This window comes from Nonomuraea aurantiaca (genome assembly GCF_020215705.1).
GTDB classification, from domain to species: domain Bacteria; phylum Actinomycetota; class Actinomycetes; order Streptosporangiales; family Streptosporangiaceae; genus Nonomuraea; species Nonomuraea aurantiaca.
On the sequence record NZ_JAIWNB010000032.1, the window covers coordinates 1 to 22,277 of the forward strand.

The 22,277-nt window shown below is 67.2% G+C and carries 27 protein-coding genes, 2 tRNA genes and 3 pseudogenes; 15 read left to right on the forward strand and 17 right to left on the reverse strand.

All coding sequences use genetic code 11. The features are described from left to right. Positions 1-130 precede the first annotated feature (130 nt). Positions 131-1,054: a tyrosine-type recombinase/integrase gene (locus tag LDL49_RS46270; RefSeq protein WP_225301427.1), complete on the forward strand. Its 924-nt coding sequence runs from the start codon at positions 131-133 to the stop codon at positions 1,052-1,054. A gap of 101 nt (positions 1,055-1,155) precedes the next feature. Here LDL49_RS46270 and LDL49_RS46275 read toward each other — a convergent pair. Further along, a tRNA-Arg gene (locus LDL49_RS46275) sits at positions 1,156-1,228 on the reverse strand. A gap of 57 nt (positions 1,229-1,285) precedes the next feature. Further along, entirely contained in the window at positions 1,286-1,840 is a 555-nt protein-coding gene (locus LDL49_RS46280; protein WP_372470669.1) for a hypothetical protein, read from the reverse strand. Between the two features lie 124 nt (positions 1,841-1,964). On the opposite strand from LDL49_RS46280, the gene LDL49_RS46285 reads away from it, so the two are divergent. The 3 genes from LDL49_RS46285 to LDL49_RS46295 are packed head-to-tail and all read left to right on the forward strand — an operon-like array spanning position 1,965 to position 4,505. Beyond that, complete coding sequence (locus LDL49_RS46285; protein WP_225301317.1) at positions 1,965-3,236, forward strand: sensor histidine kinase; 1,272 nt, start codon at positions 1,965-1,967, stop codon at positions 3,234-3,236. Then, entirely contained in the window at positions 3,233-3,859 is a 627-nt protein-coding gene (locus LDL49_RS46290; protein WP_225301318.1) for a response regulator, read from the forward strand. The genes LDL49_RS46285 and LDL49_RS46290 overlap by 4 nt, the downstream gene beginning before the upstream one ends. A 10-nt stretch (positions 3,860-3,869) precedes the next feature. Continuing rightward, a complete protein-coding gene (locus LDL49_RS46295; protein ID WP_225301319.1) occupies positions 3,870-4,505 on the forward strand; it encodes a hypothetical protein in 636 nt (211 codons plus the stop codon). 388 nt (positions 4,506-4,893) lie between these two features. Here LDL49_RS46295 and LDL49_RS46300 read toward each other — a convergent pair whose 3' ends face one another. Genes LDL49_RS46300 through LDL49_RS46315 form a run of 4 tightly spaced genes read right to left on the reverse strand, consistent with a single transcriptional unit; the run spans position 4,894 to position 7,399 of the window. Continuing rightward, positions 4,894-5,166 carry a SigE family RNA polymerase sigma factor gene (locus LDL49_RS46300; protein WP_225301320.1) on the reverse strand — a complete coding sequence of 91 codons (273 nt, stop codon included), beginning with the start codon at positions 5,164-5,166 and terminating at the stop codon, positions 4,894-4,896. A 48-nt stretch (positions 5,167-5,214) separates the two neighbouring features. Beyond that, positions 5,215-5,673, reverse strand: a complete 459-nt coding sequence (locus LDL49_RS46305) for a MaoC family dehydratase (RefSeq protein ID WP_225301321.1) — start codon at positions 5,671-5,673, stop codon at positions 5,215-5,217. Positions 5,674-5,684: 11 nt separating this feature from the next. After that, the gene (locus tag LDL49_RS46310) at positions 5,685-6,917 is read right to left on the reverse strand and encodes a TolB-like translocation protein (RefSeq protein ID WP_225301322.1); all 1,233 of its coding nucleotides are present in this window, start codon (positions 6,915-6,917) and stop codon (positions 5,685-5,687) included. Then, on the reverse strand, positions 6,914-7,399 hold the full coding sequence (locus LDL49_RS46315; RefSeq protein ID WP_225301323.1) for a SigE family RNA polymerase sigma factor: 486 nt from the start codon (positions 7,397-7,399) through the stop codon (positions 6,914-6,916). Before LDL49_RS46315 ends, LDL49_RS46310 begins: the two co-directional genes overlap by 4 nt. Before the next feature lie 227 nt (positions 7,400-7,626). Here LDL49_RS46315 and LDL49_RS46320 point away from each other — a divergent pair, with 227 nt between their 5' ends. Then, positions 7,627-8,799: a DUF8462 domain-containing protein gene (locus LDL49_RS46320; RefSeq protein WP_443689901.1), complete on the forward strand. Its 1,173-nt coding sequence runs from the start codon at positions 7,627-7,629 to the stop codon at positions 8,797-8,799. 99 nt (positions 8,800-8,898) lie between these two features. Here LDL49_RS46320 and LDL49_RS46325 read toward each other — a convergent pair whose 3' ends face one another. After that, complete coding sequence (locus LDL49_RS46325) at positions 8,899-9,690, reverse strand: MauE/DoxX family redox-associated membrane protein (RefSeq protein WP_225301325.1); 792 nt, start codon at positions 9,688-9,690, stop codon at positions 8,899-8,901. 5 nt (positions 9,691-9,695) lie between these two features. Then, a complete protein-coding gene (locus LDL49_RS46330; RefSeq protein WP_225301326.1) occupies positions 9,696-10,637 on the reverse strand; it encodes a hypothetical protein in 942 nt (313 codons plus the stop codon). A gap of 217 nt (positions 10,638-10,854) precedes the next feature. Here LDL49_RS46330 and LDL49_RS46335 point away from each other — a divergent pair, with 217 nt between their 5' ends. After that, complete coding sequence (locus tag LDL49_RS46335; RefSeq protein ID WP_225301327.1) at positions 10,855-11,361, forward strand: SigE family RNA polymerase sigma factor; 507 nt, start codon at positions 10,855-10,857, stop codon at positions 11,359-11,361. On the opposite strand, the gene LDL49_RS46340 is transcribed toward LDL49_RS46335, so the two are convergent. Further along, on the reverse strand, positions 11,318-11,812 hold the full coding sequence (locus tag LDL49_RS46340; RefSeq protein WP_225301328.1) for a MarR family winged helix-turn-helix transcriptional regulator: 495 nt from the start codon (positions 11,810-11,812) through the stop codon (positions 11,318-11,320). The genes LDL49_RS46335 and LDL49_RS46340 overlap by 44 nt on opposite strands. 98 nt (positions 11,813-11,910) lie before the next feature. Here LDL49_RS46340 and LDL49_RS46345 point away from each other — a divergent pair, with 98 nt between their 5' ends. The 5 genes and pseudogenes from LDL49_RS46345 to LDL49_RS46365 form a co-directional block, all read left to right on the forward strand. Next, entirely contained in the window at positions 11,911-12,474 is a 564-nt protein-coding gene (locus tag LDL49_RS46345; RefSeq protein ID WP_225301329.1) for a YceI family protein, read from the forward strand. Between the two features lie 251 nt (positions 12,475-12,725). Next, positions 12,726-12,814 (forward strand) — tRNA-Ser (locus LDL49_RS46350). 165 nt (positions 12,815-12,979) lie between these two features. Further along, positions 12,980-13,522: a hypothetical protein gene (locus LDL49_RS46355; protein ID WP_225301330.1), complete on the forward strand. Its 543-nt coding sequence runs from the start codon at positions 12,980-12,982 to the stop codon at positions 13,520-13,522. Between the two features lie 173 nt (positions 13,523-13,695). Then, positions 13,696-14,223, forward strand: a complete 528-nt coding sequence (locus tag LDL49_RS46360; protein ID WP_225301331.1) for a hypothetical protein — start codon at positions 13,696-13,698, stop codon at positions 14,221-14,223. Positions 14,224-14,587: 364 nt separating this feature from the next. Further along, positions 14,588-14,884: pseudogene (locus tag LDL49_RS46365) on the forward strand (transposase); the annotation flags it as partial. Positions 14,885-15,162: 278 nt separating this feature from the next. Here LDL49_RS46365 and LDL49_RS46370 read toward each other — a convergent pair. The 4 genes and pseudogenes from LDL49_RS46370 to LDL49_RS46385 form a co-directional block, all read right to left on the reverse strand. After that, positions 15,163-15,795 (reverse strand): annotated as a pseudogene (locus tag LDL49_RS46370) (NAD(P)-dependent alcohol dehydrogenase); the annotation flags it as partial. Positions 15,796-15,833: 38 nt separating this feature from the next. Beyond that, positions 15,834-16,112: pseudogene (locus LDL49_RS46375) on the reverse strand (cupin domain-containing protein); the annotation flags it as partial. 15 nt (positions 16,113-16,127) lie between these two features. Further along, complete coding sequence (locus LDL49_RS46380) at positions 16,128-16,295, reverse strand: cupin domain-containing protein (RefSeq protein ID WP_225301333.1); 168 nt, start codon at positions 16,293-16,295, stop codon at positions 16,128-16,130. Between the two features lie 14 nt (positions 16,296-16,309). Next, positions 16,310-17,263, reverse strand: a complete 954-nt coding sequence (locus LDL49_RS46385; RefSeq protein ID WP_225301334.1) for a helix-turn-helix domain-containing protein — start codon at positions 17,261-17,263, stop codon at positions 16,310-16,312. A 37-nt stretch (positions 17,264-17,300) separates the two neighbouring features. On the opposite strand from LDL49_RS46385, the gene LDL49_RS46390 reads away from it, so the two are divergent. Genes LDL49_RS46390 through LDL49_RS58785 form a run of 3 tightly spaced genes read left to right on the forward strand, consistent with a single transcriptional unit; the run spans position 17,301 to position 18,569 of the window. Continuing rightward, positions 17,301-17,693 carry a hypothetical protein gene (locus LDL49_RS46390; RefSeq protein WP_225301335.1) on the forward strand — a complete coding sequence of 131 codons (393 nt, stop codon included), beginning with the start codon at positions 17,301-17,303 and terminating at the stop codon, positions 17,691-17,693. A gap of 21 nt (positions 17,694-17,714) precedes the next feature. Further along, positions 17,715-18,152: a cytidine/deoxycytidylate deaminase family protein gene (locus LDL49_RS46395; protein WP_225301336.1), complete on the forward strand. Its 438-nt coding sequence runs from the start codon at positions 17,715-17,717 to the stop codon at positions 18,150-18,152. A gap of 30 nt (positions 18,153-18,182) precedes the next feature. After that, a complete protein-coding gene (locus LDL49_RS58785; protein WP_308016277.1) occupies positions 18,183-18,569 on the forward strand; it encodes a sigma factor-like helix-turn-helix DNA-binding protein in 387 nt (128 codons plus the stop codon). A 501-nt stretch (positions 18,570-19,070) separates the two neighbouring features. Here LDL49_RS58785 and LDL49_RS46405 read toward each other — a convergent pair. From LDL49_RS46405 to LDL49_RS46420, 4 genes are all read right to left on the reverse strand, one after another. Next, entirely contained in the window at positions 19,071-19,595 is a 525-nt protein-coding gene (locus LDL49_RS46405; RefSeq protein ID WP_225301337.1) for a hypothetical protein, read from the reverse strand. 270 nt (positions 19,596-19,865) lie between these two features. Continuing rightward, positions 19,866-20,231, reverse strand: coding sequence for a hypothetical protein (locus tag LDL49_RS46410; protein ID WP_225301338.1), 366 nt, complete (start codon positions 20,229-20,231; stop codon positions 19,866-19,868). A gap of 30 nt (positions 20,232-20,261) precedes the next feature. Continuing rightward, positions 20,262-21,014 (reverse strand): AraC family transcriptional regulator, encoded by a 753-nt coding sequence (locus LDL49_RS46415; protein ID WP_225301339.1) that lies wholly within the window; start codon positions 21,012-21,014, stop codon positions 20,262-20,264. A 46-nt stretch (positions 21,015-21,060) separates the two neighbouring features. Continuing rightward, positions 21,061-21,363 carry a putative quinol monooxygenase gene (locus LDL49_RS46420; protein WP_225301340.1) on the reverse strand — a complete coding sequence of 101 codons (303 nt, stop codon included), beginning with the start codon at positions 21,361-21,363 and terminating at the stop codon, positions 21,061-21,063. Between the two features lie 161 nt (positions 21,364-21,524). On the opposite strand from LDL49_RS46420, the gene LDL49_RS46425 reads away from it, so the two are divergent. After that, positions 21,525-22,028: a hypothetical protein gene (locus LDL49_RS46425; RefSeq protein ID WP_225301341.1), complete on the forward strand. Its 504-nt coding sequence runs from the start codon at positions 21,525-21,527 to the stop codon at positions 22,026-22,028. Positions 22,029-22,277: the final 249 nt, after the last annotated feature.

Sequence of the window (22,277 nt, forward strand, 5' to 3'; positions counted from 1 at the left end):
AGCCGCCCACCCAGCTTCACCCAGAGGCCACCCCAGCGAGCGACTCGACGTCCGTAACGGTGGCCGCTTAAGATCAACCCACGGCACCTACCTCGTCGAGCTTTTACACCGCTCCGAGGACGCGACCGAGATCAAGCCGAAAACCCTCAAGGACTACCGAGACATCATCACGCGGTACATCAAGCCCCACATGGGCAGCACCCGTGTCCAGGCCGTACGCCCCTCGTCCGTGACCAAGCTCTACCGGGACCTGATGGCCCACGGCGGCAAGAACGGTCGCCCACTGTCTCCTCGCACCATCGAGTATGTCCACGCTGTCCTGCGCAAGGCATTCCGGGACGCCGTCGAGGTAGACGAGATCCTCTCGTCCAGCCCCGTCGAGAAAGCGAAGCGCCCTCGCCGCGAGACCAGCGAGCCCGGGGCAGTGTGGACCACCGCCCAGCTCAGGTCCTTCCTCACCGCAGCTCGGGACCACCGGCTATGGGCCTTCTTCCACGTAGCCGCCTACACAGGCGCCCGCCGCGGGGAACTGCTCCACCTCCGCTGGGCGGACGTCGACCTCGATGGCAAGCAACTCACCATCACCGGCTCCGCGGCCTTCATCGACGGCGAGCGAATTGAGGGCACCACCAAGAGCGGCCGGAAGCGCATCGTCAGCATCGACGAGCAGACGGCCCAGGTCCTCCGCAACCAGCGAAAGATGCAGGCAGAGGACAAGCTGAAGGTCGGCCCTGAGTGGCGAGGCGCCGGCACGTACGTGTTCACGGCCGGCTGGGGCGAGCCGATCCACCCAGACACTGTCAGCTCGCTCTTCCCGATCCTGATCAAGCGGCACAACGCCCACAACCCGAAGGACCCGCTACCGCATGCCCGACTGCACGACCTTCGCCACATCCACGCCACGACCCTGCTCCTGGCCGGCGTCCCGGTACATGTGGTCGCGGCTCGTCTTGGCCACGCAGACCCCTCGATTACCCTGCGGGTCTATGCCCACGTGATCCGCGCAGCCGAAGCCTCGGCGGCGGACATCTTCGCCCAAGCGATCAACGAGTGAGCACCCCTTGTTAGCAGCAGTGTTAGCAAGATCCCGAGATTGTCCTGACAAACACGAAGGCCCGTTCCAGGTTTTCCCTGGTAACGGGCCTTGATGCTGTGTGCGGCCGGAGGTACTCGAAACCCCAACCTTCTGATCCGTAGTCAGATGCTCTATCCATTGAGCTACGGCCGCTCGCTGCGTGAACCAGCATAGCGGGTCTAGAGCCGTGCCTCGAACCAGATACCGCCCTCACGCCCCACTAGATTCCACCTTCTTCGGCCAAAGGGTGTAGCTCAGGGGCCAGAGCAGGGCGATCAGCGGCACCTTCAGCATGCCGTACATGAAATCGATCAGTGCGCCCGTGCGGGACGGTTCGTTGACGAGCCAGATCAGGCCGAGCAGGAGGGCGCAGGCGATGGCGTACGCCAGGACGATGCGGAGCCAGAAGATCCACTCGTAGCGGGCGCGGGCCATGCCGCCCGCCGGGGGCTTCCAGGGAGGTGTGCCGTCGGCGAAGCGGTGGCGGAACTTGGCGTCGGCCCAGCGGATCGTGCTGTGGCCGAAGACGATGGAGTACGCCAGGTACGCGGCCGCTATGCCGTGCCTCAGGTCGGCCGTGGCGCCGGCGCGCATGTCCATGACGGCTGCCGCCAGGAGGATCACATCCAGGAGCGGTACGCAGATGAGGAGGGCGGTGCTGAGTCGGCGGCGGTTCCAGAGGTAGCGGCTCGCGAGGCCGAGTCCGAGCAGGAGCCAGAAGCCGACTTCGCAGCCGATCAGGATGGCGACAATCACGCATCCCATCCTTGAGGGCTCCTCTGGCTGGCGCATCGTCAGTGAAGACGAGCCTGTGGATACATCGAAGTGTTTATCCACAGGCAGACCCACGAAGGAGGGAGTCGGGTCTGGACGGTGGTGGGATGGGGGCATGCAACGCGAGGCGTCGTGGGCCGGGCTGGCCTTCGTCGTGGGCCTGCTCCTGATCGTGGGCGGAGCCTACACTCATCGCGAGGTGCCCGAGGGGTGGCTCGCGGTGCCGCTGGCGTTCGTGTGTGCGGGAGTGGTGGTACGGCAGCGAGCGCCGTTGGTGGGGCTGGTTCTGGGGGCCGTGGGGATCGGCGTTGATCTGTTCGTGGGGCCGTCGTTGCCGACTGTCCTGATATTTACGGACAACGTGTATGCGGCGGCGTTGTACGGGCCGGCGTGGTTCTCGCGGTGGCTGCTGGGGGTCGCCACTGTGCTGGCCGTGTTGGCCGGGGCTGTGACCGGGGTCGTGGCGCGTGACTGGCGGCTGCTGGCAGTGGTCGGGATTCAGGCGGGGCTCGTGCTGGTCACGCCCGTGACCACGGCGATGGTGTTACGCCAGCAGCGTGAGCAGGCCGCGGCCGAGCGTGACAGGGCGGAGCAGGTGGCGCGGCTTGCCGAGCTTGACCGGCAGGCGGCCATCGTGACGGAGCGTACGCGGATGGCCCGGGAGCTGCATGACATGATCGCCAATCACTTCAGCGCGATCGCCATCCAGTCGACGGGGGCGTTGTCGCGTACGGACCTGGATGCGGCGGCCGTACGGAAGATCATCGAGTCCGTTCGGGAGAACAGTCTGAAAGGGCTGGCCGAGATGCGGACCATGATCGGGCTGTTGCGGCAGGAGGGGGATGAGGCTGAGGCCACCCGGCCGCGGCTGGCTGATGCGGAGAGTCTGGTCGAACGGTCGCGGCGGGCGGGGATGGCGGCTGATTTCCGTGTCGAGGGGGAGCCGCGGGAGCTGTCTCCGGCGGTGGATCTGGCCGGCTATCGGATCTTGCAGGAGGCGCTGACCAATGCGCTCAAACATGGCGGGCGGCCGGCTGTGGTCAAGGTCGTTTATGAGTCGGGGCAAGTGACGGTGGCTGTGGACAACCCTGTGGATAAGTCTGTGGGTAACTCTGTGGATAGACGTTCCGCTCGGCTTCTCGGAGCGGGAGAGGTTCCGAGGGCGGAGGTTTTTTCCGCGGAGGTTTTTCCGGGGGCTGGAGCTGGGCTGGCTCCTGGGGCTGGGACTGGCCTGGTTCCCGGCGCCGGGGCGGGGCTGGTGGGGATGAGGGAGCGGGCGGTGTTGGTCGGGGGGTCGTTCGAGGCCGGGGTGGACGGGGATTTGTGGCGGGTCAAGGCCGTGCTGCCCATGCCGACGGACAGGAAGGGGCAGTGGGAGGCGGGATGACGATCAAAGTACTGGTCGCCGACGATCATGCGGCTGTCAGGGCGGGGCTGGTGCTGATTCTCGGTGGGGCCCAGGACATCGAGGTCGTCGGGGAGGCGGCCGATGGGGAGCAGGCGGTGGAGTTGGCCCGCGCGACCCGGCCCGACGTGGTGTTGATGGATGTGCGGATGCCGAAGCTCGACGGCATCTCGGCGACCAGGGAGCTCGCCGGGGTGGCCGATGTGTTGATCTTGACGACGTTCGATGTGGATGAGTATGTGTTCGGGGCGTTGCGGGCGGGGGCGGCGGGGTTCCTGTTGAAGAACACCGACGCGGAGTCGCTGGTCGCGGCCGTACGGTTGGTGGCCAGGGGGGATGGGCTGATCTCGCCTACGGTCACGCGGCGGTTGATCTCTGCCTTTGCTGAGCAGCCGGTCCGTAAGGAGCAGCCGGTAGAGGGGTTGACGCCGCGTGAGCAGGAGGTGTTGGCGGGGATCGGTCGCGGGCTGTCCAATGCCGAGATCGCCAGGGAGCTCGACATGGCTGAGGCGACCACGAAGACGCATGTGAGCCGGGTGTTGAACAAGCTGGGCTTCAAGAGCCGGGTCCAAGCGGCGATTTATTACTCAGAAGGCCCCCGCTAGTGTGATGGTCGTGTCCGTGCCACCGCCGCCTCAGCCACCGCTGCGCTCGACGACCAGCGCCTCGGCGTCAGGGGATGGGAACGGCGAAGCGCGAGCTGGGCAAACCGACCGGTTGCCTGCTGGGCAGCCTGGTAGGTATCCGCCCGGACAAACCGACCGACTGCCTGATGGGTATCCGCTCGGCCATTTCGACGGGCCGCCCACCGGTCGAACGAGCGGGTCATTACCCGCGCAAACCACTCCCCTACCGCCCGGCCAAACGACACCCCAACCCTCCGGGCAATCCAGCGTTCCGCCGCCTGCCGGCGGGCCAAAGCCGTCGCCTAACGCCAGGTCCAGGGGTAAGTCCGTCGGCCTGATCGTCGGGCTGGGGTTTGCCGGGCTGGTCGCCTACAGCATCGTCAACGCCATCCTGGGCATCCTGATCTTCGTCAGTACCCTCGACGAGAACGGCCCTAACTACCCCGTCATCATCTCCTGCACGATCTTCCTCGCCCTCTTCGGCCTTGGTGCCGGGGCGGGGCTGCAGTTCCTGCGCAAGCCGTGGGCCACCGGTCTGGGCGTGGGGTTCCTTGTCGGCTGGGCGTTGTGGTCGATCCTGTCCGCCGGGATCTGCACCGGCATCAGCCCGGACCTGTACGCCTGACATACCGCTGCACGAGATCCGCTGTACGAGATGCGCTGCACCAGATCCGCTGCACGAGATCTTCGTCGGCCTGCGAGCGCTGGTCGCCTCCGCGGCCTTCGTGCACGAGGCCTGCCAACGTGGCGCGTGGCCAACGAGCAGTCGCTGGTGGCCGCGACCGGCCCTCCGGTCGGCGGCATCGCGCTGGAGGCGGGCGCTGGCCACCGCGCGCGATCGGGGTGCGATCGGGTGCGGCTGGCGGGCTGGCTGGAGACGGCAGGCTGGCTGGAGACGCTGAACCTGTCGCAACGGCTGTCCGGAATGCCCCCGCGACACGCCAAGGACCTCGGCGATGTCCTCGTAGTAGCGCAGCACGAGTACGGCCTGTTGCTTGCGGGCGGCTGCCGACCTAGAGGTCGGCGTCGCCGTACCTGTCGAGCCGGCCGTGCTCAGGGACGGCGGCGACCAGGACCTCCCTGCGCTGTCGTCCCCACGAGCGGATGTGCAGCCGGGCCATGGTCGTACGCACGCAGCCTTGCGCACGCGGCCAGGCATCGCCCAGCCGCGCCAGCGCGTCCTGCACGAGGTCGGCCGCGTCCTCGCAGTTACCGGACAGCACGAAGCGGATCAGCGCATCGCCCCGGGCCCGGACGAACTCCTCGAAATCAGCCGCGTGGTCCACGATCCCAAGGATCGTCAGGCGTCCGAGGGGCCCGCGAGGCGAGAGGGATTACTCCACGGGGATGTACAGGCTGAGCGTCTCGGCGATGCAGGCCGGGCGCTTCTCGCCCTCGACCTCGATCGTCATCTTCAGGTTGGCCAGGTAGCCGGCCGGCGTGCCCTTGACGTCGCTCAGCTCCCCCAGCGCCCTGACCCGCGCGCCGACCGGGACCGGCCTGGGGAAACGCACCTTGTTCAGGCCGTAGTTGACGCCCATCTGGATGCTCTCGACGCGTACCAGCTCCATCATGAACGACGGCAGCAGCGACAGGCTCAGGTAGCCGTGCGCGATCGTGCCGCCGAACGGTCCTTCCTTGGCCCTCTCCACGTCGACGTGGATCCACTGGTGGTCGTCGGTCGCGTCGGCGAAGAGATTGACCTGCTCCTGAGTGACTGTGCGCCACTCGGTCGGGCCGAACTTCTCGCCGACGGCCGCCTTGAGTTCCTGTACGTTCGCGAAGGTCCGCATGGCTCCGAACGCTATTGCGCGGGCGGGACGGCTGCCAAGTTGAGCACCCAGTATCTGTCGACCTTGCCCTTCGTGGTGCCCCCGTAGAGGATCCTGCTGGGCTCCGACGAGATGCCGTTGCTGCTCCAGCCCCCGGGGGTTTCGATGCGCGCCAGCCTGCCGGTGTTCAGGTCGTACACGGTATCGGCCGATCGCAGGAAGCGATCGAGAATGGCATACATCCCGAAGCCCTTCGGGAGCTTCTTGTCACCGGTCCCGTCGACGCGCTGGACAACAGAAGTGGTGCCCTGGCGGCCACGACACCAGACCGGCCCGCATCGCATGTCCTTCATCCCGTCCTTGATCACAACCTTGGTCACGGTCCCATCGGCCAAGTTGACGATCTTGGACTGGTTGTAGCCGAACTTCTCGAACTCTTCGTCGTCAGTGCTCGCATCGCCCGCCCATGGCCAGCTGATCAAGTGCAGCCCATCAGACTTGGGCACGCGATTGGGAGCACCGTTGGTGAACGGCTTCCGGTATACGCCGCCCTTCCGCGTCGACCAGACGACGCTTTCACCGTCCACGCCGATGGCTTCGACGGCCGCGCCACCGCCGGTCAACGTGACGGCCAGCTTGGCCTTGCCGCCGGACAGCGGGGCCCACCAGAGCTCGGCGACCGTGGTCCCGTCCTTCGAGGCGATGGAGCACCAAACGACGTTCGTACCATCGGTCGAGACGGTTTGTGTGAAGTATTGCTTCAGTCCCCGAGTCCGGGGGATCGCTGTTACCACCCGGGACTTACCGGTCTTGGCGTCGTACACCTCGATCTTGCCGGCCTTGTCGGCCGAGGGCTCCGCAGCGAGCAGCACCTCGGTGGCGTTGATACCGGTGATCGGGCGGTAGCGCCAGCCATCGGCGTTCTTCGCGGGCATCTGGAAGAGCGCCTGCGGCCAGAGCTTCCCGACCGGCGTTCCCTTGGTCTGGGTCTGCGGTCTCGGAGTCACAGTCATGGTCTTCTCAGGCTTGGGCCTGGTAGTGGTCGACGTGGCGGCTGCCTCTTCTCCGCCCCCGCTGGAGAAGGCCCCCTGGGCGACGACCGTACTCGTGCCCACCACCCCGACCACCGCGGCCGCCGCGAGCAGTTGCGCGCGCCGCCTGGTCCGCCGCCGCCTGCGCTTGCCCAGCCCGACGAGCAGGTCGAGCTCGGGAGCCCGGTCCGCCGCATCGCGCAGCGCACCGCTCAATTCGTCCTCTGTCCTCATGCCCGTCCCCTCTCCAGCACAGCAGGCCGGACCCGGAGCGTGGCGAGCGCCCGGAACGCCTGGCTGCGTACAGTTCCTCGTGAGATGCCGAGGATCGCGGCGATCTCCTCATCCGGCAGGTCCTCGTAGTAGCGCAGGACCAGCACGGTCCGCTGCTTCCTGGGCAGCGTCGCGAGCTCCTTCCAGAGCTCGCCGAAGGAATGCGTGTCGTGGTGGATGCCTTCGGGGACGTCGTCGGTCGGCTGCTCCCTGCGCCGCCTGCGCCACCAGCTGATGTGCTGGCGGGCCATGGTCGTGCGTACGTACGCCTCGGGGCTGTCCTTGTTGCGGACCCGGCTCCAGTTGTCGCTCAGCTTGAGCAGCGCCTCCTGGGCCAGATCCGCGGCGTCCTCGGGGTTGCCGGTGAGCACATAGCCGTACCTGACCAGCGCCGCGCCCCTGGCTCGGACGAAATCCTCGAACTCCACATCACCGGGACGCACGAGCCGCTCGCTCTGTTGCAAAGATCTTTACTCGAAACCATCGCGCACGTGTTCGAGTGCGCGCTACAGTTCTAAGGACCGACTCGAACAAGGGTTCGGCCTGGTGGGAGGGGGTGCGTCCGATGACCATACTGGCGACGGCCCCTGCTCGGACACGCCGTAGCGCTTTCTTCCCAAATCTAAGACGGCCGCTATATCCCGCAATAAAGTCCGAGAGCGTGGACCCCGTGCGCAATCCTTACGCCCCCGGAGCCGGACAGCGCCCGCCGGAGCTCGCCGGGCGCGACCGCGAGCTGCAGCAGTTCGAGGTCGTGCTGGAGCGGGTGGCCCGTGGCCGTCCCGAGCGCAGCATGGTCGTCACCGGTCTGCGCGGCGTCGGCAAGACCGTGCTCCTCAACACGTTCAAGTCCATGGCGATGCAGCGGCTGTGGGGCACGGGCAAGATCGAGGCCCGGCCCGACCAGTCGATCCGCCGTCCCGTCTCGGCCGCGCTGCACATGGCGATCCGCGAGCTGGCTCCCCGGCATCGCGCGCCGGAGCGCATCGAGGAGTTCCTGGGCGTGCTCAAGGCGTTCGCGATGCGTGATCCGGCCGCCGCCAAGGGCACCTCGCACTGGTCCCCCGGCATCGAGGTGCCGGCCAGCCGTGGCCGGGCCGACTCCGGCGACCTCGAGATCGACCTCACCGAGCTGTTCGTCGACGCCGCGAGCGTGGCCACCGACCTGGGCGTCGGCATCGCGCTGTTCATCGACGAGATGCAGGACGTGCAGCCCGCCGACGTCTCGGCGCTCTGCGCCGCCTGCCACGAGCTGTCGCAGTCCGGTGGGCCGCTGATCGTGGTCGGCGCGGGCCTGCCGCACCTGCCGAGCGTCCTGTCGGCCAGCAAGAGCTACTCCGAGCGGCTCTTCCGCTACGCCCGCATCGACAAGCTCGACCGCGAGGCGGCCGACCTCGCGCTGATGCTGCCGGCACGGGAGGAAGAGGTCGAGTTCACGCAGGACGCCCTCGACGCCCTTTACGAGGCGGCCGACGGTTACCCCTACTTCGTCCAGGCCTACGGCAAGGTCGCCTGGGATCTGGCGCCGCGCAGCCCGATCACCCTCGACGACGTCAAGGTGTCCGCCCCCGAGGCCGAGGAGGAGCTCGCGGTGGGCTTCTTCGGCAGCCGTTACGAGCGGGCCACCCCGGCGGAGCGCGACTACATGCACGCCATGGCGCAGATCGGCGACGAGCCGGTCGCCACCGCGGAGGTGGCCGACGCGCTGGGGCGTAAGCCGTCCAGCCTGTCACCCGCCCGCGACAGCCTCATCAAGAAGGGGCTCATCTACAGCGCCGAGCGCGGCCTGATCGCGTTCACCGTGCCGCATTTCGGGAGGTTCCTGCGTGCCCAACCGATCTAGGCGACACCCCTAGTCCTCTATTGGGCTGTCTAGTGGGGAAGCTAGATAGCCCAATAGAGTCATATCTCTTTGTCGAGGGTTCTATAGCGCTGTCTAGTGTCAGGCCGATACAGGCGTATAGACCGGCAGAGCGCCGTTGCCCTCGTGCTCGACCACGGCCACCCGTACAGCCGGACGCCGCCCGCTGAGATAGACCGCGAACACGACATCGGCCCCATCCCGCCGCTCGAAGGCGAAGAAGCGCCAGCACAGCTCACGCCAGCTGTCGTACGGCTCGACCGTGGCGAGCTGCTCCCGGTGCTGCCGCCAGGGGCCGCTCGACCGGAGCCTGGCCAGTGTGACCTCCACGGCCGGCCCGGGGCGCTGCTCGCAGGGCGCGCGATAACGCAGCCGATCCACCATCTCCTCAAGCTCGGGCGACAGTACGAGGAGCACCACCACCCCGGCGGCCACGAACCACGACGGCTGCAGGAAGACCTGCCAACCAGGGCCTTCCGCCCATAGCGACAGCACGGCCATCCCGGTGAGCACCATGGTCCTGGCGATCGAACGCAGCCCGACGGGCGCCGTGCTCACCTCGCCGAAGCATCCGCACCCCGCGTCGGGCCGCCGCCGGCGTACCTCCAGCAGGACATAGGTGCACATGGCGAAGAACACGACCGCCATCCACCTGAAGATCGGAGACGTGCTCACCAGCAGCCCGGTCGCGATCACCAGCTCACCGACCGCGCAGACGAGCAGCACCGGAACCTCGATGCGGGCGGGCACCAGCGCCGCCGGCCCCAGCCGGGCAAGCGTGCCCATCTCCCCGCCCGAACGCACGGTTGCCACCTTCGCCACCGTCCCTAAGACGAGCAGCACGATCAGCGCAGGCAGTTGCGATGCCAGCACGAGCGTCACCCCAATCCGATCTGCGCGTTGAAGCACCCTTTGACCAGGTCGCCGCCCAGCTCCACGTACGAGAAAGGCGACAGCTCGGCGATCCGCCCGCGAGGAGAGGTGTCGCATTCGACGCAACGGTCGCAGAAGCGCCCGGCCACGCAGCCACACGCCACGATCGGCACGTTAGCGGATCGATCTGTACAGGAGTTCCGCACCTGCAGCATCGACCCGATGGCGAGGTACGGCAGGCCCGTGCACGACACCTCGGCGTCCGGGCAGTCCACGTCGGAACGCTCCACCATCGGGTACGCAGCCCCCCGATCCTCCTCGTCGAAGACATCGGACCAGGTGGCGGTCCCGGAGACGCGTGACTGCAGGCCCCCGTAGGCGGGCGGCGGCGCCGGCACGGCCCGCGCCGGATAGGCGGGCTGCGAGGTCGCGGGCAGCAGGGCCAGACTCGCCTCCCCCTTTCTGATGCCGATCGCGTCGAACAGGAACCCCGGCTCGAACCGCGCATGTCGCACCATGATGCGACCGGTCGCGCGGTAGGGGATGACGATGGTCCGTCTCCCCCGGTGCGGCCCGCAGTCGAGCTGGACCGACAGGTCCTTGCGTCCCTCCACGGACAGGATGGTGCCGGTCAGCCGCGTGATGTCGGCCCAGAGGCGCTCGACCACCCGGCCGTCGCGCAGGGTACGCATGATGACCGTCGAGCCCACGGGCAGATCGCTCGGCGCCTTGTCGCCACCGTGCCAGGCGGTGGCCCAGGGCGCGATGACGAGCCGCTCTTCGGTGCCTTCGGGGGTCTCGATGATGATGAGATGCGGGCTGATGTCGAGGATGTCCCCCATGACCGCGCGTAAAGGGTCTCCCTCGCCGGAGCCCGGGACCCCGGCCTCCCGGCCCAGCGCCGCGGCCGCGAGCACCCGGCGGCGTTCCACGCTCGGATACCCCATCAGTCCCTCCCTTGTCGCGCTAATAGGGTCACACGACTCCGGGGCTGCTTCACCGTACTCGTGCATTCGAGAGCAAAATACGCACCCCTCGGGGCAGAAGTTGACCCCCAGCGACGTACAAACCGCCACCGACCTTGACCTACCTTTATCGTCGGCGGGCCGAATCCTGAATTCCGGTTGCTCCCCATCTTGGCCTTTGGCTGCGATTCTGGCCACGATGCAGACTGCCAGGTGGGAAGAGGAGTTCCGCGAGTACGTCGTTGCGCGCGGAGCTGCCCTGCTGCGCACCGCCCACCAACTCACCGGACATCCGCTGGACGCGGAGGATCTCCTGCAGAACGCGCTCACCAAGACGTACCTCGCGTGGGACCGCATCCAGGACAGAGCCGCGCTCGACGGATATGTACGGCGGGCGATGGTCAACATCAACATCTCGCAGTGGCGGCGGCGCCGGGTGGAGGAGTACCCGTCGGAAGACCTGCCGGAGGTCGCCCCGGAGGCGGAAGCCAGCGGCGACCTGCACGATCTCCTGGAGCAGGCGCTGCGGCGGCTGCCCGATCGGATGCGGGCCGCGATCGTGCTGCGTTACTACGAGGACATGACCGAGCCGGAGATCGCCAGAACGCTCGGCATCAGCCTCGGCACGGTCAAGAGCACGATGTCACGTGCCATGGCCAAGCTCAGGGTTGAGCTGGGCATTCCGCCTCAACAGCTCCGGCCGTAGCGCAGGGCCGTACGACATCCCGGATCGTGCGGAGCGTGGCCAGGAAGGCTTCCAGCTCCGCCGCGCTGAGCAGGCTGGTCAGGCACTTGTCGATGTCCTCGAGGTGCTGAGGCAGTACGAGGTCGAGCTTCTCCCGCCCCGCGTCGGTGAGCGTGGCGTAAGAGGCCCGGCGGTCGACGGCGCAGGCCACCCTGGCCACCAGACCGTCGCGTTCGAGCCGGTCGACGACCCTGGTCACACCGCTGGTGGACAGGCCCGTCTGGCCGGCCAGATCACTCATCCGCAAGCTCTGCCGCGGCGAGCGCCCCAGCCGGAGCAGCGTCTCAAAATCGATCTCGGACAGCCCGGCCGCACCGAACACCGGCTGCATCCTGGCCGCGAGACCTGCTTGCACCTCCGAGAGCAGGCCCATGGCCGTCAACCGGGGGTCATCAATGTTGACCACGTTCATAGCTTAGCCGACGATTGTTGACGTGAGGAATATTCCTCGTGTAGACATTTGTTGCCGCAGACATCCGCACAGCAACCACCTCCGAGGAGAACCCCACCATGAGCACCCGCACTTGGGAAGGCCTGACCGTCCCCGCCGCCGGCACCTACAACCTCGACGCCGCCCACACCACGATCGGCTTCGTGGTCAAGCACATGATGGTCAGCAAGGTGCGCGGCAGCTTCGGCGACTTCACCGGCTCCGTGACGATCGCCGACAACCCCCTCGAGTCGTCGGCCGAGCTCACGATCAAGACCGAGAGCCTCACCACCGGCGTCGCCGACCGTGACGGCCACCTGCGCAGCGACGACTTCCTGTCGGTGGAGAAGTTCCCGACGATCACCTTCACCAGCACCCGCGTGGTGAGCCACTCGGGTGACGAGTTCACCGTCGTCGGCGACCTGACCATCCGCGACGTCACCAAGGAGATCGAGCTCACGGTCGAGTACGGCGGCGCCGGCACGAACCCCTGGGGCCAGGCGGTATGGGGCTTCTCGCTCACCAGCGAGTTCGACCGCGAGGACTTCGGGCTGACCTGGAACCAGGCCCTGGAGACGGGCGGCGTGCTGGTGGGCAAGAAGATCAAGGTCGAGATCGAGGGCGAGGCCAACCCGGCCGCCTGACCCGCTTGACGCTCTTTGCTTCGCCCAGCGGCTTGACCCGCTTGACGTCGCGTTTTGTACGCCGGACCCGCGTGGCGGGTCCGTGCGCCGAGCCCGCCCCCGCCGCGCCTTGGGGCGGGCTTGCTGTCCGGCCCGTTGTCCACAGGAGGTTATTCACAGGCAGTGGATAACCTTTGGACAGGCCGGGAGGGGGAACCGCTTTGCTGCCTTGGCAGAAGGCCGGTACGCTGTCCTGAGCCGCGTGGCTACCAGGAGGATTCGCCTAGTCAGGTCTATGGCGCCGCACTGCTAATGCGGTTTGGTGGCAACACCATCCGGGGTTCAAATCCCCGATCCTCCGCAGGTGAAAGGCCCTTCCCCGTAGTGGGGGAAGGGCCTTTTCCGATCTTCAGGGCTGTGGCCGGAACGCGCGCCGGGTCGCACGGAGTCGTGGGACCGCATAAATGGGATGGCCCAGGCGTCAGTACTGGGTGATGCTGTACCGGTGTCGTCGTTGCTGACCGCGATGGAGGACGAACGTACGGCTGCCATGTTGCGAGGCAGGCGTGTCCATAGGGTCGTCTACTACCCCTTGATGGGCGGAGAAGACGGTTGCGACGTCGAGGAGTGGGACTTCGGGACGTGGCACCAGCCCACCATGGGGGTGGAACTATCCACCGACGATGGCGCTTGTTTCTCGGCTGTGTGGGGCAGCAGCTTCGACCACTACGGGCTTGAAGTCTTCCCTGAGCCGATTACCACTTACCTGCGGATGATCGGGGAACCAGGCGGCTCGGCGGTGGTGGACGTGACCGATCACCCACGCTGGTCGAGCCTGGTCGACAGGAAACTCACCTGCGTCGATATCGCCTGGGCCCAGGCCCCTCGGAGCTGCCTCCGGACGCCGGACGCGATCAGATTGCGCTCGCGGGAGAAGGCCGTGTGGATAGCCGTCGGGAGACCAGCGGAATGGCCGCCAACCGACGTCTACCACCTGGGCACCGACGACGTCATGGTCGTCTTCACCGCCGAGTTCGCGGCCACGGTGGGGATTCCCTCTGTCGGCTAATCGGCGAGGGCCGGCCGATGTCCCTCCGCGAGCACCATCTCGGGTGATCTTTCATCAACTGATCAGGTCGAAGCAGAAGCAGTCACGCCTTGAGGAGCCGTACGATACCCGCGCCGCTCTCTGGAGTGAGGACCGTTCTAGAGGTGTTGCGGAAGTGCCCTAGGTTGATTTGTGTGAACGATCGGCGACGGAGCTATGAGTACGTGGGGCCGGCCGATCTGAAGGCCGCCGTCCATCCTGGCAGTGAAGGATGCCGGATCCATTCCGGAGCTGATTTCGACAGCTGGGTCGCGGAGCGGTCGGTTGCGGAGCTGGCCGAGCCGTTCACGTTCGTGGTCGACACGGACGGCGTGTTGCGCCTGGCGCCGCGCCGGAGCGAACACGTGGCGTGTGCCGGAGGCGGACGGGTCCTGAGTGCTGGAGAGATCGGTTTCAGGTGCGAGGCCGGCGGCTGGGTGGTGAGCGAGGTCAGCAACCACTCGACCGGGTACTGCCCGGATACCACGTCATGGCCGACGGTGGCCCAGGCGCTGGACCGGGTCGGGCTGGGGCGTCCGTCCAGCTTCACGTATGAGGTGGTCTTCCGGCGCTGCCCCAACTGCCGGGAGAGCAACCTCGTGCGCGAGGAAGACTTCATCTGCGTCTTCTGCGGAAGCGAACTGCCCGAAGTGTGGAACGTGGACGAGGGCGGTGGGTCATAGCCATTCGTTGACAACCGCTCCTGCCGCGCCGCAGACGAACGCCGCTCGAAGCCCACGGCGCACTCCTCGTAACCGCCGCTTCAGATGGACTTGACCTAGAAGCGGGCCGCTTTCGCCGGCCTACTGAGTTCGACTTGAACAAGCTGGACTGCTTGCTCCTCATACCCTTGCGCCTTGAGCTGGCGAACGCGCCCGGTCAGTTCCTCGGCTGTGAACCGGTCGGTGTATCGGAGTACGCACCGCTGCCTGAAGGTACGGATCACGCCCACCACCCACAAGACGAGGCCGCAGAGGAACAGTCCGGGGACAACTAGGGCGTGTCCTGTATGGGTTTTGACCTGGTATCAGTGATTACGCACGGGTGGTGGGGCGTGGTGAACTGACGGAGATAGCGTGGGAACGGATCGAGCCGCTGCTACCGCCGGTCGCCAGTGGCGGCAGGCGATGGCGCGATCACCGCCAGGTGATCAACGCGATCCTGTGGAAGCTGCGAACCGGTGCTCCGTGGCGAGACCTGCCCGAACGCTACGGGCCGTGGAAGACCGCACACGAGCGGCTGCGGATCTGGACCGTGGACGGCACCTGGCAACGCATCCTCGACGAGGTGATCGTCAAAGACGACTCGGTCGGGAACGTGGAATGGACGTTCAGCATCGACTCCAGCTCTGTCCGGGCCCACCAGCACGCTGCCGGAGCCCGGAAAAAAGGGAGCTGCACCACCGAGTGGGTCGAAGACCTCGCCGTCGACGGACGCTCCAGCTCCGTCAGGGCGGGAATCGCCTCGGCCAACGGGACCGTACGGGCGATGGGCAGGCGCAGGGTCCGGGCCACCTCCTCCAGGTCGGCGGTCACCGGCCGGCCCATCATCGCCCGGAACGGGCCGGGCAGTGCGCTTCTGATCATTTTGGCCGGGGTTGGGACGATGTCGACGATGGTTCCGCCGGGCTTCAGCAGCGTTCGGGCTGCGGCGAAGGGAAGCATGCCGGGCGTGTCGAGGACGAGATCGAACCGTTCCGCGAGGGCGGCCGGGTCGAAGCCGAAACCCACGACCGGCTCGACGCCGAGCTCGTGGGCCTCGTCGGCCGCAGGGTTGCGGCAGCTGCCGGCGACCGAGGCTCCCCGCGCCCGGGCGAACTGGGCGGCGGCCCGGCCCACCCCGCCCAGGTACCCGTTGACGAAGACCGCCTGCCCGGGCCGGATTTCCGCCGTGGCCTGGTAGGCGGTCACGCCCACGGTCGGCAGGGCGGCGGCCTGCTCGTACGAAAGGTCCACCGGTTTGAGCACGACCGCCTTCTCCGGGGCCGTCACCATCTCGGCGAACGCCCCCGCCTGCCGGAACCGAGCCCGGCCGAGTACCGCGTCGCCGGCTTTCAGGCGGGAGACGCCGGCGCCGACCGCCTCGACGACTCCGGCGAAGTCGTGCCCCATCGCCCGGGAAAAGGAGCGGCCGGTCATCAGCTTCATCTCGCCGTTGCGCATCTTCCAGTCCAGCGCGTTGGAAGCCGCCGCTCGGACGCGGACGAGAACCTCATCCGGACCCGGGCGTGGTGGCTCGAACTCAGCGAGCCGCATCACCTCCGGGCCGCCGTAGCGGTCGTATTGAAGGCGCTTCACGAGGCGTATTCGTTCGAGATCTCGGTGGCGTAGTTCTTCCAGAGCGGTTGCATGGTCTCGGCGTTGACCGGCTGCCCGGAATCGATCATGGCTTTGAAGTCGCGGAAGTACTGCACATACAGGTCCGGCGTGAAGGTGTTCAGCATGACCGCGTTCTCGTCGCCGACGTTGGCGAACGTGTGCGGCGCCCCGGTCGGCACGATGACCCAGGTGCCCGGCCCGGCGTCGTATTGGTCCTCGCCGATGGTGAACCGGAAAGTTCCCGCCAGCACGTAGAAGCCCTCGTCATGCTAGGCGTGGCGATGCTGCAACGGGCTCGGGGTGCCCGGCGGAATGGTGACCTCGGCGAACCCCAGCCGGTGGTCGGTGTGCTCGCCGTTCTCCAGGATGCGGATCTGCTGCGCCCCGCTGCCGAGGATCTCGCCCTCACCGGGGCGGACGATGTTTACCTTCGCCACGACTTCTCCTATTGCTATTGCCTGCCTTGGTCACCACCATCCTTGTCCGGGCCGGCTGTGCGCGTCTTGGTCGTCTGTGCACGGTTGCTGGTTACCAGTGCACGGGCGTTGTAGCCGTACGTCGCCTTGAAGAGCTTGCTGAAATGGGTGGGATCGGAGAATCCCCACCGGGCGGCCACGGCGGTGACCGTACGTCCGCTTCCGGTCAGCTCGGCCCGGCAGCGCTCCAGGCGGCGACGGCGGATCAGGGCCGCGACGGTGAGCGGCTGGTCCTCGAACAGCTTGTGCAGCCGGCGTACGGATATGTTGTGGGTGGCGGCGATGCCAGGCGGGGACAGATCGGGATCGGCCAGCCGGGTCTCGATGTAGCCGACGATCCGGCTCCGCAGCCACTCGTCCGGGGCCGGTTGTTCGTCGCCGAGCCGGGCCTCCAGTGCGACCGCGATCAGCTCGACGACGGCCGCCGCCGACCGCAGCGCCTCCGCCTCGCGGAACTCGGTCGCCGACCACGCCGACTCCCGGGCCAGCACGGAGACGAGAGCGCCCGGGCCGTGGCTGCCGTCGATGCGTACGCCGATGAGCCGGTCGATCTGCGCGGGCCGGATCCGAAGCTCCCGGCGCGGAACCAGGATGGTGACGTGCGCCGCGGCGGTGCTCTCGAACCGGAGCGTACGTGTGGGATCGAGCAGTACCAGGTCGGTCGGCCCGAGTTCGGCGTCGCCGCGCCCTTGCTCGATCCGCGTCCGGCCCCGGGTCATCACCTTGACCGCCAGGTTCTCGCCGTCGGAGGCGTCGCGCTCCCGCCCGATGCAGGCGCTCTCGGGCGTGTCGAGGGAGACCAGCCGCAGCGGCCCGAGGTCACGGGTGGCGATCCCGCCCCGGAAGCTGGCCCCGGCCAGCTTGTTGATCAGCGGCGGAAACCCGCTGGCGGCCAGCTCGTCCTGGAACGACTCAAGGTTGCCGATCACCGGTTAATGATAACGGCGACACTTCTGCTCGGGCACGGTGTTCGGCGGGGGTTACAGCGGCGCCGGCCAGCATCGGCTCTATCAGGCTCTGGTGCGCGCGGTGGACGGCTCGGTCGCGCCGGCGACCGACGGCCGAACGGTGAGCGCAGCACCGATATCGGAATCGGTGGTAACCGCCGCGATGGACTTCGAGATGTGTTCACGCTCGTTGGCGATCAACTGGAGTCCGCTGGTGGACGCGGCTGTGACGGCCAGCCTGCCGACACCCATAGCGTCGGCTCCCGTAGATGTGATCGCCATCAGTCACGAGGGCCTTAGAGTCCTGCTCCACCGGGAAGGCGTGTCGTTTCAACGCGTGAAGACCTGGAAGACCTCCTGCGACAGAACACGGCGGCTCCGCACCATCGTCGCCCGGGCCAACGCCGCCTGACACCACATAAAGGCAGAGAAGATGACCAAACAGATCGACCACGTCGACCGTCAACTGATCCAGGCTGCGGCGCATGTCGCGGCCACCCGCTGCCGGGGCGACAACCACACCATGGCGGCCGCGGCCCGCAACCACGACGGCCGGATCGTTACGGCGGTGAACGCCTACCACTTCACCGGCGGCCCCTGCGCGGAGCTGGTACTCATCGGCGCGGCTGCCGCGCAGGGCGCCTACGACCTGGACACCATCGTTGCCGTGGGCGACCGCGACCGAGGCGTTGTGCCCCCATGCGGCCGCTGCCGCCAGGTCCTTCTCGACTACTTCCCAGCCCTCAAGGTCATCGTCGGCACAAGTAACGGACTCCGCACCGTCTCCATCACGGACCTGCTTCCCGAAAGCTACGTCTGGGCGGACCACCAGCTCGATGCCGAGGAAAATGCACCCCGTGGCACGAGCTGACGCCCCAGACGATTGCAGGGCAAAGGTTGCTTGACACAGCACTGGTTGCAACGGCTACAAACTTCCCCAGAGAGCGGCGGCCAGGCGCTCCCCCGCGTCGCGCACGCCGCCGTACCCTCGGCCCTGACACCGGCCTCGGCTGTCGCGCTCACGCTGCGCGCGATCGGCGGCCTGACTACGCGTCAGATCGCGCGGGCCTACCTCATGCCGGAGGCGACCATAGCCCAGCGGATCAGCAGGGCCAAGCGGGACACCCGCCTGATCGCCGAGGGCGTCGACGTGCTCCAAGCGCGACCGCGACCGCCTGGGCGAGTTCCTGGCCCAAGCCGCCGTCGCCGCACCGACGCCAGCACGGCTGAGGAGACCGGCTGGGTGCAGATCGTCGAGTGGTACGACGAGACTGGTGCGCCTCACTGACAGCCCGGTGGCCCGCCTCAACCGGGTCATCGAGGCCGACGGCACGCGGCTTGCCTGGCCGCTCTGGCGGAACTCGACCCGCCCTGCCCGCCACACCGCCGCCGAGGCGTACCTGCACAAGTGTGACGATGACCCAGTGACCGCAGCCCGGCGCTCTCCGCCAAGCCGCTCGATCAGCGCCCAGCCTCCTCGAACGCGACCACGTCACGCGGCAGGCCGCGCGGCTCAACGCGCGACTGCGCCGTTGAGCGGCAGGCGCCAGGCATTCACCGCCACGCCATCGCCGATCTCGTCGAGGGCGTCGGCGATGATCGGGGCGGGGCTGGCTTGGACGCACTGGTGGCGGGCGGCTCTGCGGGCGCGGAGGGCTGGGATGCCGAGTTGGTGGATCTGTTCGGCGAGCCACTCGGACCCGTAGTGGCCATGCGGCCCCCTGGGCGTTATGTATCCGAGCCTGACACCTCCTCGGCTGGGGTGTCAGGCTCGGTGACCGCGTCGGGCTCAGAGCTTGCGGATCGATACGGCGTTGTCGCCGACCCCGCCGCCTCGGGCGTACACGCACAGGTAGGTCTGTACGACGGCGACGACGGTCCAGCCGGGCGGCGCCGACTGGACGCCGCAGATGATGAGGGTGCGGCCAGAGGGCAGACCGTTGATGTTGGTGAGGGTCTGCTGGTTATTGAGGACGCCGTTGGGGGTCTTGCTGATTTCACAGTTGTAGGAGTAGGACAGCGCCGTGGCATAGAACCCGGCCGGGGGCGGAGGCGTGATGCAGGTAGTCACCGTGCCGCCGGCGGAGGTGTCGCTGATGACCTTGATGGTTTTCGCGTTGTAGTAGATGGTGCCGGGCTGGCCACACTGGTACCAGTCGAAGTAGGCCGTCGGCATCGAGCCGGTGGGGATGGGGGCGTTGGCGCAGACGTTCGAGCTGGGGCCGAGCATCCGCGTCGATCCTTCTGCCGGGGAGGGAGAAAGACACATGACGGCGGCCGCCGCGACGACGATGGCGGTCAGTAGTCTTCTCATCGGCGCTCCTGTCGAATCGATGTCGGGGGGAACATCACGACTCATCATTACTGGGCAGCTGCCTCTGAGAAATGCTCATTGTTGCCTAAATGCGCGAGCGGCCTTTTTTGTCACACATATTGCGCGTTTCGCCGAAATCTGCGATACTCCGCTAGAAATAGGATATGCGGCTAATCTATTTAAGGTAGCGACCTCAATGTCCGCGCTCTGCTGGCCGGCGGGAGCGACGACGGGACGGTGCGGCTCTGGGGCACGGCCACCGGCGAGCAGCTAACCGAATGGGTCGGCGACATCCTCTGGGTCTACCGCCGCGAATGACTGCTTCCTGGGAGCCACCAAAGAGATATTCATGAACTCAGTTGGCCGCCGCACGTGCTTGGGACGATCAACGATCCGGGGGTCGCGGCTGATCGCCGCTGTCGGGCTCCAGCGACCGACCTGCCCATCGCGGTAGGCGATGTTCGCGACAATCAGGTGGTGGACTTCCAGGACTCTCATCTTCTGAAGGCCGCCCGTCTCCGCCCGGCCGATATCCGGACTGAACATGGCGTCGGTGCGGCCGATGTGCTGGATTACCTGGCTCACGACGAGTGGGAGATGGCCCTCGCCCTCCTCCAAGAACTCGGCGACGTACATCCGCAGCCACCGGAGTTCTGGGGGCCCCGGTCAGGGTCGGAAACTGGCTCGGTACTCCGTGGGCGTGCGGGCCGTCAGCTGCCGGAACGCGGCGTTGAACGCCGACAGCGACGTGTAGCCGACCGTGAAGGCGATCTCGGTGATCGGAGTATCGCCCGCGGCCAGTTCTTCGATCGCGCGCAGCACCCGCATCCGGCGCAGGACTGCCCGCCACGTCATGCCGGTCTCGTCCTCAAAGCGCCGGGCCAGCGACCGTGGTGCCAGGCCCACCTCGTCTGCCACGTCCTCGAAGCGGATCTCGCCGCCGAGCCGCTGCTCGGTCAGCCGCAGGGCTCGGCGTAGTTCCGGTGAGCGCCCCACCGGTACGACTACCGGGCTCGGTCGCTCGGCGAGCCGCCAGGTCACTGCGGCGAGTGCGGTGAAAAGTGTCTCGGCGTACGCCGTGAGAGGTTCGTCGCTCTCGCCCCAGGTGCCGCACTCTGTCACCAATGCGCGTGCCAGAGGGCTGAGGTCGAATACGGTCAACGGTGCCGGCGGGGCCGGGGTGAACCTGGTGTCGAACAGTACCGACGCGGTCGTGACCGGCTGCGGGATGCTCACCTGTATCGCCTGGCCCGCCTCGATCAGGGCGGCCCGGGCCGGCGGTAGGAGCCACGCCTGGCCCTGCGCCTCGAGCCGGAGGGCACCGGTCGAGGCGCAGAGCAGGTAGTGGCGGTCCGTCTTGAGCGCGCGGGCGGGCTCACGCGGGAACGTACGGACGAAGCTGTACGCCTTCCGGGTCATCCACAGCCTCGCATGAACCCATCGTAGGGAGTCACCAGGACGCCGGTCAGGCGACGGTCTCCAGCAACTCCGCGCGGAAGCGCCGGCTCACCGGCGACCCGGTCATCATCGGGCGAACCGCCTTGCCAGAGCGGATGAAGGCGTCCGACTTCTGGTAGCCGGCAAACGACTCCTCGTCGTCCCACTCGTGGATGATGGTCACCCCGGTCTCGTTCTCCTGGGAGGCGTACACCCGATAGGCGACATTACCCGGCATAGCGCGCACCTCGTCGCGTGCGCTGTCGAGCTGGGCCAGGGCAGCCGCGCGGTCAGCGGCGGCGATGTCAAAGTCGACAATGGCAATGATCAAGAGGACCTCCTGGATCGGTGCGGCGACTGCCGCGAGCGGATGTCCCGATCCTCACACCGACCCGGCCGGGCCGGCTTCCGCCAGCCGGACGCGTTCACGCTTCCAACGGACACGCTCAACCCGGATGCTGATCTCACCGCTGATCAACCTCTCGCCAGCGGGTGCGGGCGGGCTCGACGATCTCGGCGAGCCGCCGTCGCTGCGGCGGCAGGGTGCCGCCTCAGCAGTCGTACGCGACCGCCGCCCACCCCCTGCATCGCCTGCCAACAGGGACATCTCCGCCTGGTGCCGTTTTCGCGTTCGAGCACGACAAGGAGGTCGCCGACGGCGGCCAAGGGGCCACTCCGGTGGTCACGGTCACGCAATACTCGCCAAATATCGGTGGCCATGAATCGGCCGAGGCCGACTCTTCTTCTTCCGGTTTCTGGGGTGCGGCCGAAGTGGTGGCTCTGACGATAATCACCGGCCTGATCTCCAGTTTTCTGGTCTTCAAGTCCTGGGAAGAGCTCCTAATCTCCGACTTCATCGTTGTCCTCATCAACGCGGCGATCGCAGGGGTGCATACCTTCGTGCTCTCCCTGATGGGCGTCACCTTGATCTGGGCGATCGTACTGGCGGTGATATTCGCGGCGATCGGGTTCCTTGCCAACGTGTTCGCCACTTAGATCGGAGCGTCCGGGCAATGCGGCGCAATGCCGAAGACCGTTCCGACGAACGTATTGCTGCTGTATGTGAGACCCCAGGACTGCGAGGGCGCTCCCGTCCGCTCCGGCCGACGCTTCTCCGTGAGGCGCCCGGGCCCTCTTTGCCAGGGAGCCTGTGTCAATTGATGGCTTGCTGTCAGTTGGCCACGCTTTGCTGCGATCGGCAGGCGCGGTCGCCGCCCTGAACGCCAAGACGGGCCGTCTTTGACA